The organism is Chryseobacterium sp. HMWF035, assembly GCF_003094695.1.
GTDB lineage: Bacteria > Bacteroidota > Bacteroidia > Flavobacteriales > Weeksellaceae > Chryseobacterium > Chryseobacterium gambrini.
In genome coordinates, this window is sequence record NZ_QEHP01000036.1 from 1 (window position 1) to 12101 (window position 12101).

15 protein-coding genes are annotated in these 12101 nt (G+C 34.5%); 12 read left to right on the forward strand and 3 right to left on the reverse strand.

Annotated features, from left to right (window positions below; translation table 11 throughout):
- Positions 1–282: 282 nt before the first annotated feature.
- From DD829_RS06150 to DD829_RS06160, 3 genes are all read left to right on the forward strand, one after another.
- Entirely contained in the window at positions 283–1977 is a 1695-nt protein-coding gene (locus tag DD829_RS06150) for a DEAD/DEAH box helicase (protein ID WP_076392177.1), read from the forward strand.
- A 152-nt stretch (positions 1978–2129) separates the two neighbouring features.
- Positions 2130–2768 carry a DUF47 domain-containing protein gene (locus DD829_RS06155; protein WP_076392175.1) on the forward strand — a complete coding sequence of 213 codons (639 nt, stop codon included), beginning with the start codon at positions 2130–2132 and terminating at the stop codon, positions 2766–2768.
- Positions 2769–2788: 20 nt separating this feature from the next.
- Positions 2789–3931: an inorganic phosphate transporter gene (locus tag DD829_RS06160; RefSeq protein ID WP_076392173.1), complete on the forward strand. Its 1143-nt coding sequence runs from the start codon at positions 2789–2791 to the stop codon at positions 3929–3931.
- A 68-nt stretch (positions 3932–3999) separates the two neighbouring features.
- Here the strand turns inward: DD829_RS06160 and DD829_RS06165 are convergent, their stop codons facing one another.
- Positions 4000–4371: a helix-turn-helix domain-containing protein gene (locus DD829_RS06165; RefSeq protein ID WP_108409170.1), complete on the reverse strand. Its 372-nt coding sequence runs from the start codon at positions 4369–4371 to the stop codon at positions 4000–4002.
- A gap of 177 nt (positions 4372–4548) precedes the next feature.
- On the opposite strand from DD829_RS06165, the gene DD829_RS06170 reads away from it, so the two are divergent.
- From DD829_RS06170 to DD829_RS06210, 9 genes are all read left to right on the forward strand, one after another.
- Positions 4549–4881, forward strand: coding sequence for a hypothetical protein (locus DD829_RS06170; RefSeq protein ID WP_108409171.1), 333 nt, complete (start codon positions 4549–4551; stop codon positions 4879–4881).
- A 12-nt stretch (positions 4882–4893) separates the two neighbouring features.
- The gene (locus DD829_RS06175; protein WP_116547624.1) at positions 4894–5685 is read left to right on the forward strand and encodes a GLPGLI family protein; all 792 of its coding nucleotides are present in this window, start codon (positions 4894–4896) and stop codon (positions 5683–5685) included.
- A gap of 98 nt (positions 5686–5783) precedes the next feature.
- Entirely contained in the window at positions 5784–6017 is a 234-nt protein-coding gene (locus DD829_RS06180) for a hypothetical protein (protein WP_116547625.1), read from the forward strand.
- Positions 6002–6298 carry a type II toxin-antitoxin system RelE/ParE family toxin gene (locus DD829_RS06185; protein WP_116547626.1) on the forward strand — a complete coding sequence of 99 codons (297 nt, stop codon included), beginning with the start codon at positions 6002–6004 and terminating at the stop codon, positions 6296–6298. Before DD829_RS06180 ends, DD829_RS06185 begins: the two co-directional genes overlap by 16 nt.
- A gap of 97 nt (positions 6299–6395) precedes the next feature.
- On the forward strand, positions 6396–7367 hold the full coding sequence (locus tag DD829_RS06190; RefSeq protein ID WP_076392171.1) for a polyprenyl synthetase family protein: 972 nt from the start codon (positions 6396–6398) through the stop codon (positions 7365–7367).
- Between the two features lie 93 nt (positions 7368–7460).
- The gene (locus DD829_RS06195; protein WP_108411331.1) at positions 7461–8411 is read left to right on the forward strand and encodes a GSCFA domain-containing protein; all 951 of its coding nucleotides are present in this window, start codon (positions 7461–7463) and stop codon (positions 8409–8411) included.
- 6 nt (positions 8412–8417) lie between these two features.
- Positions 8418–8768 (forward strand): hypothetical protein, encoded by a 351-nt coding sequence (locus DD829_RS06200; protein ID WP_116098970.1) that lies wholly within the window; start codon positions 8418–8420, stop codon positions 8766–8768.
- Positions 8765–9280 carry a DUF4269 domain-containing protein gene (locus DD829_RS06205; protein ID WP_108411427.1) on the forward strand — a complete coding sequence of 172 codons (516 nt, stop codon included), beginning with the start codon at positions 8765–8767 and terminating at the stop codon, positions 9278–9280. Before DD829_RS06200 ends, DD829_RS06205 begins: the two co-directional genes overlap by 4 nt.
- Positions 9281–9284: 4 nt before the next feature.
- Positions 9285–10052 carry a TatD family hydrolase gene (locus DD829_RS06210; RefSeq protein ID WP_108411428.1) on the forward strand — a complete coding sequence of 256 codons (768 nt, stop codon included), beginning with the start codon at positions 9285–9287 and terminating at the stop codon, positions 10050–10052.
- 35 nt (positions 10053–10087) lie between these two features.
- On the opposite strand, the gene DD829_RS06215 is transcribed toward DD829_RS06210, so the two are convergent.
- Together DD829_RS06215 and DD829_RS06220 are read right to left on the reverse strand one after the other, a co-directional pair.
- Positions 10088–11395 carry a DEAD/DEAH box helicase gene (locus tag DD829_RS06215; protein ID WP_108411429.1) on the reverse strand — a complete coding sequence of 436 codons (1308 nt, stop codon included), beginning with the start codon at positions 11393–11395 and terminating at the stop codon, positions 10088–10090.
- An 87-nt stretch (positions 11396–11482) separates the two neighbouring features.
- Positions 11483–11971: a DUF6438 domain-containing protein gene (locus tag DD829_RS06220; protein WP_108411430.1), complete on the reverse strand. Its 489-nt coding sequence runs from the start codon at positions 11969–11971 to the stop codon at positions 11483–11485.
- Positions 11972–12101 lie beyond the last annotated feature (130 nt).

A 12101-nucleotide genomic window follows, 5' to 3' on the forward strand; every position in this document is an offset into this window, starting at 1 on the left:
TAATTATACTTTTTCTAGATAAATAATGAAATAAAGAATTTAAATGGATCTGAAAGTTTAAAATTTTTGAAAATTCATAAATTACAGAGAAAAAATAAAACGCATCTAATAAAAAAAAACAATGGTTAACATCTTTATAATTTGCACCCTGTTTTTTTGCATTTAATTTTCAAAATAAAAGTAAAAGATTAAAGGATTCTGAATTTAAGTTTGATTATTTAAAAATAATTCAAAAACAAATCAAATATTTATTGTATATTTGCAGAAATTTTATAATATTTAATGAATTTATTTACGGAGACCAATTTAAGTCCTGATATTCTTAAGGCAATTGGCGAACTGGGTTACGAAAGCCCGACAGAAATCCAAAAACAGACTATCCCTTTTATTCTTTCAGATATTCGCGACTTGATCGCACTTGCGCAGACGGGGACAGGCAAAACAGCAGCGTTTTCGCTTCCGATTTTGGATATGATTGACGAAACGAGTCGCAAAATCCAGCTTTTGGTGCTTTGTCCGACGCGGGAATTATGTCTTCAGATTGCTAAAGACATAAAAAATTATTCTAAGTACATGGCGAACATCAAAACTACTGCAGTTTATGGTGGAAGCAGCATTATGGAACAAATGAGATCTCTGAAGGACAAACCACAGATTATCGTGGGAACTCCGGGAAGAGTAATCGATTTGATTAACAGAAAAGCGCTAGACTTTTCTGCCATTCATTGGTTGGTTTTGGATGAAGCAGACGAAATGCTTTCCATGGGTTTCAAAGACGAGTTGGAAACAATTTTAAGTGAAACACCGGAAACAAAACAGACTTTCCTTTTCTCGGCTACGATGAACAAGGAAGTGGAAAGAATTTCCAAAAATTATTTAACGAAGCCTCACAGAATTTCGGTAGGTTCTATTAACGAAGTTAAGAAGAACATTAAGCACGAATTTTATGTAGCAGGATACCGTCAGAAAAAAGAAGCATTAAAAAGATTAATTGATTCGAACCCGAATCAGTACTCTATTATTTTCTGCAGAACAAGAATGGAAACTCAGGAAGTTGCCGATTTCTTAATGCAGAACGGTTATGCAGCAGATGCGCTTCACGGAGATCTTTCTCAGGCGCAGAGAGATACGGTAATGAAGAAATTCAGACTGAAAAACATCGATATTCTTGTAGCGACAGACGTTGCAGCGAGAGGTCTGGATGTGAATTCTCTTACCCACGTTATCCACTATTCTTTACCGGATGATCCTGAAGTATTCGTACACAGAAGCGGAAGAACAGGAAGAGCAGGAAAAGACGGAATTTCAATGTCTTTAATTAAGCCTGAAGAAAGCAGAAAATTAAAGCAGATCAAATCGGCTACGAAAATTGAAATCACGGAAGGTAAAATTCCTACCGGTGACGATATTATCAAAGCTCAGGTAGGCGGAGTTTTCGAAAGTCTTTTCGAAATTCACGAAGATTTCTTTGAATTTGACGATTCTCTGATCCCTGATTTATCAGCATTCACCAAAGAAGAACTGGCGCACAAACTTCTTCAGTTCCAACTGAAAGATCTTGCAATGTACTACAAAGACAGACATGATCTTGTGGAGCAGAAACTAAGCAGCAGAGATGACGACAGAGGTTCCAGAAGAGATCGTGACAGAGGAAGAGACCGCGACAGAGGGGAACGTGGAGAAAGAAGCGACAGAAGAGAGCGTGGTGCAAAACCAAGAAGAAAGAACGAAAATATGGTTAGATTTTTCTTCAATCTTGGTAAAAAAGACCAACTGAAAAAACTTGACGTTTTAGATATCATCAATAAAGCGACATCGAACGGAAAAAGCAAAAAAAGAGCTGAGATCGGCGACATCGAAATTTTAGAGAAATTCTCTTTCTTCGAGGTTGAAAAATCTTTCAAGGGAGATCTTTTGAGCAATATTTCTACAATGAAATTCAGAGGTAAGGATATGAGAGCTGAAGAGGCTAACTAATCCTGCTTAAAACAATATTAAAACCGGCTTTACAGCCGGTTTTTTTGCTTGATAACCAGACCTTAATGCAATGTTAACAAAACTTAACGTTATACTCTTTCAGGTAAGGTGGTTTTTTAAGAAATTTGCACTCGAATTATAAAAACTTTACAATGGGAATTGGTAATATTTTCCACGCTTTTCAACCGAAAGATAAAATCTTCTTTGTGCTTTTCGAAAAAGTAACAGAAAACCTTGTAGCAATGTCTGAGGAATTCAACCACGGAATCAAAGATTTCGATCTGAACGACGATTCTATGTTGAAAAAGATGAGCGATTACGAACACAAAAATGATGAGCTTACTCACGAGATCTTCGTAGAACTGGGAAAAAACTTCATCACTCCTTTCGACAGGGAAGATATCCACACTCTAGCAACAGGATTAGACGATATCGCAGATTACATCTACGCTTCCACAAAATATATTTTCCTTTACAAATCGCCTGAAATGAAGGCTTATTCAGACTTCTCATTACTGATCCACAAAGCTTGTCTTGAGATCCAGAATGCGATGAAAAACCTGAAAGGATTCAAAAATATGGAGCAGGTAAAAGAAGCTTGTATCAAAGTAAACTCTATCGAAAACATTGCAGACGATTTGTTATCCAATTCTATGGTAGAATTATTCGAAACAAACGATGCGATCAACATTATCAAAGTTTCATCTGTACTTAATTATCTTGAAGTCGTAACCGACAAAGCAGAAGATGTTGCCAACACGATTGAAAACATCATGATTAAATACGCTTAATTAATAATTATAATTAAACAATGGAATTTCCGATTTTACTTATAGTTATTATTGCATTGGCTTTAATATTCGATTACATCAATGGTTTTCATGATGCAGCCAACTCAATTGCGACTATTGTTTCTACAAAAGTTTTAACTCCGTTCCAGGCGGTTCTTTGGGCAGCACTTTGGAATTTTGCAGCTTTCTTCATCGCTGCTTACATCATTGGAGAATTTAAAATTGGTAATACAATTGCCAAAACAGTTAATGAGAATTTTATCACCCTCGAAGTTATCTTTTCAGGTCTAGTTGCAGCAATCGCATGGAACCTTTTAACATGGTGGTTTGGTATTCCTTCCTCCTCTTCACACACACTGATCGGAGGATTTTTAGGAGCGGCTTTAATGCATGCTTTTATGATGGATTACCACAACGTTGCAGCAGCACAGCCGGAATTGGGAACTTGGGAAACCGTAAAAGCAGCCGCTTCGCAGGTAACACACCAGAGCGTTGTGAAATTTGATAAGGTAATCCCTATTTTCCTTTTCATTTTCATGGCACCGATTATCGGGATGATTATCTCAATTATCATTACTTTAATTATTGTTCACCTTTATAAAAGATCAAACCCGCATAAAGCAGACCAGTCTTTCAAAAAACTGCAGCTTGCTTCTTCAGCGCTTTTCAGTTTAGGACACGGTCTTAACGATGCGCAGAAGGTAATGGGAATCATTGGTGCGGCATTAATTTACTATCACGTTGAAATGCTTCACGATCCGATTTATTTAAATCTTAAATCTGGAGAGCGTTTCGATTACTTTGCACAGCATTACATCTGGGTTCCTTTGGTATCATTCATCGCAATCGCTTTAGGTACAATGAGCGGTGGATGGAAGATCATCAAAACAATGGGAACGAAAATTACAAAAGTAACTTCTCTGGAAGGAGTAAGTGCTGAAACAGCAGGTGCTATTACGTTATTCATTACAGATCACTTCGGAATTCCTGTTTCTACCACACACACGATTACAGGTTCCATTATCGGGGTTGGTCTTACGAAAAGAGTTTCTGCCGTAAGATGGGGAATCACCGTAAGCCTTCTTTGGGCATGGGTTCTTACCATTCCGATCTCTGCAATTGTTGCCGGAATTACTTACCTTGCAGTAACGGCATTATCTTAAACAACTGAGATTACTCAAAATAATAAAACTTTGCTCTTTCGGGCAAAGTTTTTTTTGTTTTTACAAGTCTACTTTTTCAATAACTGCTCTATTAATTTATTTTGAAGCTCGATAAGTTTAACAATTTGGTTCTGATTTTGAGCTAGATTTTCCAGAATTTCCGAAGAAACGGTATTTACTGTTGAATTTCCATAAACGGTTATTGCAGAGGCTTTATTTTCTGTATTATTTTGAATAATCTGATCATCCAAAAAGTAATTAGGATCAATTTCAAAATAATCACAAACTTTTTGCATAAAAAGAAAATCAATTTTCTCCACCGCTCCATTTTCAATTTTACTAAGAGTTCCTTGCGAAATATCCAGCTTATAAGCAAATTCCTCTTGAGATATATTTTTTCTTTCTCTAAGTCTTTTTATTTTAAAACCTACGCTATTCATTAAATCAAAATTAGAACATAAAGATAAATCTTTTTTTAAAAACCTCTGTTATTTCATTTTATTCTATTTCGAATAAATTTTATTCCTTTTCGAATTGTTTAAAACAATACTTTTTTGCATTTTTGATAAAAGTTTTCGCGAAATACTTTAATTATAATATTAACGAAAATTAAACAAATGAAAAAATTATTATTAGCATTAAGCATTGTAACTATCGGATTTGCAAACGCAAAGAATATTGACAAGGAAAAGAAAGAAGTAAAAAGAACTGAGAAAGTTTCGAGTAGTAAAAAAGCTGAGAAAAAACTGAAAATGCAATGTTACGAATGGGCATTATATGTTTGGTGTAAAGATCAGTTTTTTTCTGATATGGTTTGTTGGGGAGAAGGATCAGGTACAGCAACTCACGCACAAGCTGTTGCAGATGAAATTCATAATTCACAGTTATTAACCGAATATTTTTGTGGAGCAGGAACACAACACGGTTGGGGAACAAATGGTCCAAATTAATAATATCAAAACATGAAATTCTATCTATTATTTTTAGTATTTTCAAGCTCATTTATATATTCACAATCAGATACTTTACGTTCTCAATATGAGATAATTTATAAAATTCGATGCTTTGATGATACTTTGTCTAAAAAAAATCCTTCAGAAGAAAATTTATCCCTATTAATAAGTGGCAATAAATCTCTTTTTAGAAGTACACAAAAAGCAGTAAGTGATTCTATAGCTATGTCAATCGGAAACAAAGCTGTAGCAAATGCAGTTAATGGAAAAGTAGTTGTGGATATGAGAGGAGTTCCTGGAGTTTATTTCAAATCAGAGGTCTTTTCAGACAACGGAAAACAAATTATCTATAAAGAGTTAATGAAAAATCGTTTTTCATATCCTTTAGAAGATCCAATTACATGGAAAATTAAAAATGAAACAAAAATAATAGAATCGTATTTATGTAAAAAAGCTATTGGAAAATACAAAGGAAGATATTACATTGCTTGGTTTACTGAAACTATTCCAATTCCTGATGGTCCTTATATTTTTAAACAATTACCCGGATTAGCATTAGAAGTTTATGATCAAAATGATACAATACATTTCACAATGATAAGTTTTAGAAAAGCTAGAAAAGCTATGCTTTTAATGAAAAACGCATATCCAACTCAATACTCTAATTTTTATAAAGCTAGACAAAATATGATAGAAAATCCTGCAGGAATGCTTTCTAATCAAACTGGGATTAAACTTAATCCTTCAGATGTTGAGAGAATTAATAAAAATGCGAAACGCAACAATAATTATCTAGATTAAATCTTATTTTATAAATAAACTTTGCTCTTTCGGGCAAAGTTTTTTGTTTTCTTAAAGTTAAAATTTTTATTAATTTTATATAGATTAAATTACAAGCTATGAGTACCGCAGAATTACAGATAGACCTGATCAATCAGATTACAGGTATTACGAACAAGGCAAGACTAAAAGAGTTATTGCAGCTTCTTCAATTTCAAAACGATGAAGAAATCTACATAACCAATGAAGAAGAAAAAAAAGCAGTTTCGGAAGCAAGAATAGAAATTAAAGAGGGAAGTGTTTTATCTGATGAAGATTTTCAGAAAGAAATAAATGCATGGCTAAACAAATAATCTGGACAAAAAGAGCCAGCAATGAATGGCTAGATATTCTTCAGTATTGGATTAACAGGAACAAATCAAACTCATTCAGTATAAAGCTTAATAATTTAATCAAAAATAATTTAGAATTAATTTCTGAATTTCCGGATATTGGAAGAAAGACAGATATACCAAACGTTTCTGTAAAGATTGTTCATAAATACCTTCTTTATTACGAATGTGTAGATCATAAAATTTATATTCTCACCATTCGACATGAAAGTAAAAATCCAGATACGGTTCAATTAAAATAATTTTTGACTTAATAATAAATCTTCACTCTTAAAACGGTGAGGATTTTGTTTTATAAAGCCCTGAAAAATTGTATTTTTGCTTAAACTATTAGAATTTATGGAATTTTTAGACAGATATCAGCAGATTGTTGCGGATGCCATTACCAAATATACTTTCAAAGATAAGCCAACAGAACTTTACGAACCCATGAACTACATTATTTCGCACGGAGGAAAGCGTCTTCGTCCGATCATGGTTCTAATGGCCTGCGATTTATTTGGCGGCGATCTTAAAGAGGCAATAAAGCCGGCTCTGGCAATTGAATTTTTCCATAATTTCACCCTGATCCATGATGACATTATGGATGAAGCACCATTAAGAAGAAACAAACCAACGATTCATACCTTACACGGAATTAACGTAGGAATTCTTTCAGGAGACGGACTGATGTTGAAAGCCTATAAATTTTTCGAAGATCTTGAACCTGAAATTTTCAAAGCGTGTATCAGAATTTTCACGCATACAGGATTGCTTTTATGCGAAGGTCAGCAATATGATATCAATTTTGAAACTCAGGAAAATGTAACGTTTGACGATTACATCAGAATGATTACCTACAAAACCGGAGTTTTAAGCGCTTCTTCCTTTGAAATCGGAGCATTGATTGCAAAAGCAAACTTTAAGGATGCAAAAGCCATTTTTAACTTCGGAAAACATATCGGAATTGCATTCCAGATCATGGACGATTATCTGGATGTTTTCGGAGATCAGGCGCAGTTCGGAAAAAAACACGCCGGAGATATTTACGAAAACAAAAAAACCGTTCTTTACCTGATGGCGAGAGAACACGCTACAGAAGAAGAAAGAAAAGAGCTGGATTACTGGTACTCTAAAAAGACCGATAATATCGATAAAGTATACGGTGTGGAAAAGATTTTCAGAAGAACAAAAGTAGACGAAAAAGCATTACGTCTGATCGAAAAACATAACGAAATCGGGCAAAGCTATCTTCAGAAAATCGATATTCCGGAAGAAAAGAAAAAGCCGTTTGCAGAACTTGCCAATTATTTATTGAGAAGAGAATCATAATTTGATAATTAGTCAATTTGAAAATTTGAAAATAAGTAAGCATAAACCTTAAATTTTCAAATTGACACATTCTCAAATTTTCAAATTGATTAAATGAAGTTCAGAACCGAAGTTGATATTAAAGAATCGCAGAAGAAGATTGAAGTTGAAGATAGAATATTTTCGATCGGTTCCTGTTTTGCCTCTGAAATGTCGGATCTTTTTCAGCAGGGGCAATTGCAGACTATCAATAATCCTTTCGGAACGATTTTCAACCCTTTTTCAATCAATAACGCGGTTAAAAGACTTCATGATGCCGAATTTTACCATGAAGATGAACTGATTACCTTCAACGATGAATTCATTTCTCTGGATCACCACTCAAGTTTTGACACAAGATATGTTCATCAGACGTTACAGAAAATAAATTCCGGTCTTGAGGAGGGAAATTCTTTTCTCCAAAAATCCAACTGGGTGATTATAACTTACGGAAGTTCATTTATTTACGAATTTACGCCTAAAAAAAAACTTGTTGCTAATTGTCATAAAATTCCACAAAAATTCTTTGAAAAAAGACTTCTGACCTTTCAGGAACTTACAGATTCTGTGTACAATACAATTCTAAACCTCAAAGACATCTGTCCGGACGATGTTCAGATCTTATTTACTGTTTCTCCGGTTCGCCATACAAAAGACGGAATGATTGAAAATCAGCTGAGTAAATCTAAACTGATCACTGCAATTCATGAGATGATTGATGAACTGGATTACTGTCATTATCTTCCGGTTTATGAAATCTTGATGGACGATCTCCGCGATTACCGTTTTTACAAAGAAGATATGATTCATCCTAACAATCAGGCAATTAATTACATTTTCGAAAAATTCGGAAATGCTTATTTTTCGGATGAGACAAAAGATTTTATTAAAGAAAATTTTAAAATCCACAAAGCGTTGGAGCATAAAACCAGCGACGAAAAAGATCCGAAATACATCGAATTTAAAGAAAAATTGAACCTAAGAATTGAAGCTCAGCGAAAAAAAGTAAAGCATAAAATATTTTAAAAACTAATGGCTATTATTAAAAACACAGAAGGATTATCAACCGATCAATTAAATGATGAATTACAGAAAGGTGCTAAATTCGTAGTTTTTTCATATACAATTTCAATTATTTTCCTATCATCAAAAAGACCAAGTGATATTTATTTTATAAAATCTGATGAGTCTTCCTCAAAATACAGTTGGAAATATTCGCTGTTGACTTTATTTTTTGGGTGGTGGGGAATTCCTTTCGGACCTATTTTCAGTATTGCCTCTTTTTACAGAAACTTTACGGGAGGAAAAGACATCACAAATGAAGTTTTACATCAGATAAACACCCATCATGTTGAGTCTTCAAATTCAATAGAATCAAAATGATTGATTTCAAAAAGATCGACTATCTGAAACGCGGAAATGAAAAGCAGAAAAAAGCTCATGAAGTTTTAACGAAATATCAGATTCTTGAAAAACTGAAGGATTATTCGCCCATTTTGGCGGGAACCATCCCGATAGAAATTGATATTGAAGATAGTGATCTGGATATCATCTGCGAAGCAAAAGATTTCACTGAATTTGAGAAATCGCTTTCTGAAATGTTCTCTGAATTTGATTTAAAAATTGAAAAAATCACGGTAAATAATGAACAAGCCACTGTTTTAAATTTCGACCTGGAAGAATTTCCTGTTGAAATTTTCGGACAAAACAAACCTGCAACCGAACAGAACGCTTACCGACACATGATCGCTGAATACAAAATACTACAGGAAAAAGGAAACGATTTAAAAAAGAAAATAATAGAATTAAAAAAACAGGGCATCAAAACGGAACCTGCTTTCGGAATTTTACTGAATTTGGAAAGTCCTTACGAAGACCTGTTAAAAATGATATAAAAAAATGATTGATACGCATACGCACTTATACGCAGAAGAATTTGATGAAGACAGAAAAGAAGCCATTCAGAGAGCTTTAGATAAGGGAATTACAGCATTTTATCTTCCGGCAATCGATTCGGAATCTCACGAAAAAATGCTCCGACTGGAAGCTGAATATCCGCAACATATCTTTTCGATGATGGGATTGCATCCCTGCTACGTAAAACCGGAATCCTGGGAAAAAGAACTCGAAATCGTTAAGAATTATCTCGATCAAAGGTCTTTTCCTGCCATTGGAGAAATCGGAATCGATCTGTACTGGGATAAAACCACTCTTGATATTCAGGTGAAAGCATTTGAACAGCAAATCGACTGGGCAATTGAAAAAGATCTTCCCATCGTAATCCATACCAGAGAAAGTTTCGATGAGACTTTTGAAGTGCTGGAAAGAAAAAAACATCCGAAACTTAGAGGGATTTTTCATTGTTTTTCAGGAAATTTAGAACAGGCAAAACGAGCAATTGACCTGAATTTCATTTTAGGGATCGGAGGAGTTGTAACCTTCAAAAATGGTAAAATAGACCAGTTTCTGCACGAAATTCCTTTGGATAAAATCGTTCTGGAAACAGATTCGCCTTATCTCGCTCCGGTTCCGCACAGAGGAAAGCGCAACGAGAGTTCTTATCTTGATCTGGTTGCCGGAAAACTGGTTGATCTCTATAAAGTAGATTTTTCGGAGATTGACAGCATTACAACTGAAAATGCAAAAAAAATCTTCGTTCAGCATTAAACATAAAAGCCTTCCGGATCAGGAAGGCCTTTGTATTATTTCTTTCTGGTGAAATTTTTATTCTTAGGCTTTTTAAAACCAACCGATGCCGCTCCGTTATCCGGCTTTGCCTTATTTCTGCTGAATTTTGAAGAATTTCCTCTTGCCTGTTTCGGTTTTTCCCCTCCTGCAGGAACTGGCTTGTTGTTCGAATCTCTTTTCTGAGCAACCAGATCGTCTGTATGAAACGGATGATTTTTTACCACAGGAATTTTCATTCCGATCAGTTTCTCCGTATTGCGCAGATTCAGAAGATCCAGACCGTCTACAAATGAAATAGAAGTTCCTTCCGCTCCTGCTCTACCCGTTCTTCCGATTCTGTGAACATACGTTTCAGAAACATCGGAAAGCTCGAAATTAACAACATATTTAAGTTCATCAATATCAATCCCTCTCGCTGCAATGTCTGTCGCAACCAGAACCCTTGTTTTTCCGGATTTAAAATTACTTAAAGCATTCTGACGCGCATTCTGGGATTTATTCCCGTGAATAGCCTCTGTTGTAATATCATCTTTCTGTAGTTTTCTCGCAATTTTATCCGCACCGTGTTTCGTTCTTGCAAAAACCAAGACAGAATCTGAAATATCGTTCTTTAAAATATGCGTTAAAAGATTCAGTTTATTATCCTTCTCTACAAAGTAAACCGACTGTTTAATGGTTTCTGCGGTAGATGAAACCGGAGTAACTTCTACTTTTACCGGATTATTAAGAATAGAATCTGCCAGTTTCTGTATTTCTGAAGGCATGGTTGCAGAGAAGAACAAAGTCTGCCTTTTTTGAGGCAAAAGTTTAATAATTCTTTTCACATCGTGCACAAAACCCATATCCAGCATTCTGTCGGCTTCATCCAGTACAAAAATTTCAAGATTTTTTAAGCTGATGATTCCCTGAGCAATAAAATCCAGAAGTCTTCCCGGTGTCGCAACCAGAATATCAACTCCTTTTTTCAGCGCAGCTTCCTGATTTCCCTGCTTTACACCTCCAAAAATCACGAGATGCTTTAAAGGCAAATATTTTCCGTAAGCATTAATGTTTTCTTCAATCTGGATTGCCAGTTCTCTTGTAGGCGTTAAGATTAAAGCTTTTATATTTTTGTTTGGAAATTTGTTCTGAGCAAGATTCTGAAGGATAGGAATCGCAAAAGCTGCCGTTTTTCCTGTCCCTGTCTGTGCGCAACCCAGAAAATCTTTACCTTTTAAAATTTCCGGAATAGATCTTTCCTGAATCGGGGTCGGGTTGGTATATCCTTGTTCCTGAATTGCTTTTGAAATAGGATCTATTAATTGTAAGTCTGTAAAATTCAAATGAATTGTATTTAATAATTAAAATAAAAATTCCTTCAAAATGAAGGAATTATATTTTGCAAAGGTAGCTTAAATATTTTTAATGAATCAATTCACTTTTGTCCATTGCTGACTGAATCTTAAATCTTCAAAAAACTTATATAATTCTTCAAGTTTTTCGGTTCCTCTTTTCCCGTAATCTTCAACATGTTTTGAGGTTCCGTCGGCAAAATTAATTCTTAAATGGGAAGTTGGGAGATCCGTAATATTTCTTTCACCATATTTTTCATTCAGTTTTTTTACCTCCAAACCGTCCAGTAAAGCAATCAGCTTATTATAGTCTTCCTGCTTTATTGTTCCTTTGAAAGTTCCTTCACGGGGTTTATTGAAATCTCCTTTAGAAAATCCGTTCGTAAAATTAAAATGTTCTGCCTCAAAAACAGCAGTTCTGTCAGAATTAATGGTTATTTTAAAAATAGGACAAGATCCGAAACAGGCTCCTGCTTCATATTCGATTTTTGAATATTTTGAATTGTTTTTTTGCGGGGTACAAGAAAATAGGAAAATAAAGGCAAATATGCCTAATAAATATTTCATAGCTTACATTTGGGTGATTTCCGTCAATAATTGTTCCAAAAGTGAAAACACTGAATTGTATGAACCATAAATATTAACTTTTTATACTTTTTTCAAAGTTAGCTCTATATAATACTAGATTTTTTTTCAC

Excerpts from the sequence above, each read along its gene's own strand:
- DD829_RS06150 (WP_076392177.1), top strand. The coding sequence starts at position 283 with ATGAATTTATTTACGGAGACCAATTTAAGTCCTGATATTCTTAAGGCA.
- DD829_RS06155 (WP_076392175.1), top strand. The coding sequence starts at position 2,130 with ATGGGAATTGGTAATATTTTCCACGCTTTTCAACCGAAAGATAAAATC.
- DD829_RS06160 (WP_076392173.1), top strand. The coding sequence starts at position 2,789 with ATGGAATTTCCGATTTTACTTATAGTTATTATTGCATTGGCTTTAATA.
- DD829_RS06165 (WP_108409170.1), bottom strand. The coding sequence starts at position 4,371 with ATGAATAGCGTAGGTTTTAAAATAAAAAGACTTAGAGAAAGAAAAAAT.
- DD829_RS06170 (WP_108409171.1), top strand. The coding sequence starts at position 4,549 with ATGAAAAAATTATTATTAGCATTAAGCATTGTAACTATCGGATTTGCA.
- DD829_RS06175 (WP_116547624.1), top strand. The coding sequence starts at position 4,894 with ATGAAATTCTATCTATTATTTTTAGTATTTTCAAGCTCATTTATATAT.
- DD829_RS06180 (WP_116547625.1), top strand. The coding sequence starts at position 5,784 with ATGAGTACCGCAGAATTACAGATAGACCTGATCAATCAGATTACAGGT.
- DD829_RS06185 (WP_116547626.1), top strand. The coding sequence starts at position 6,002 with ATGGCTAAACAAATAATCTGGACAAAAAGAGCCAGCAATGAATGGCTA.
- DD829_RS06190 (WP_076392171.1), top strand. The coding sequence starts at position 6,396 with ATGGAATTTTTAGACAGATATCAGCAGATTGTTGCGGATGCCATTACC.
- DD829_RS06195 (WP_108411331.1), top strand. The coding sequence starts at position 7,461 with ATGAAGTTCAGAACCGAAGTTGATATTAAAGAATCGCAGAAGAAGATT.
- DD829_RS06200 (WP_116098970.1), top strand. The coding sequence starts at position 8,418 with ATGGCTATTATTAAAAACACAGAAGGATTATCAACCGATCAATTAAAT.
- DD829_RS06205 (WP_108411427.1), top strand. The coding sequence starts at position 8,765 with ATGATTGATTTCAAAAAGATCGACTATCTGAAACGCGGAAATGAAAAG.
- DD829_RS06210 (WP_108411428.1), top strand. The coding sequence starts at position 9,285 with ATGATTGATACGCATACGCACTTATACGCAGAAGAATTTGATGAAGAC.
- DD829_RS06220 (WP_108411430.1), bottom strand. The coding sequence starts at position 11,971 with ATGAAATATTTATTAGGCATATTTGCCTTTATTTTCCTATTTTCTTGT.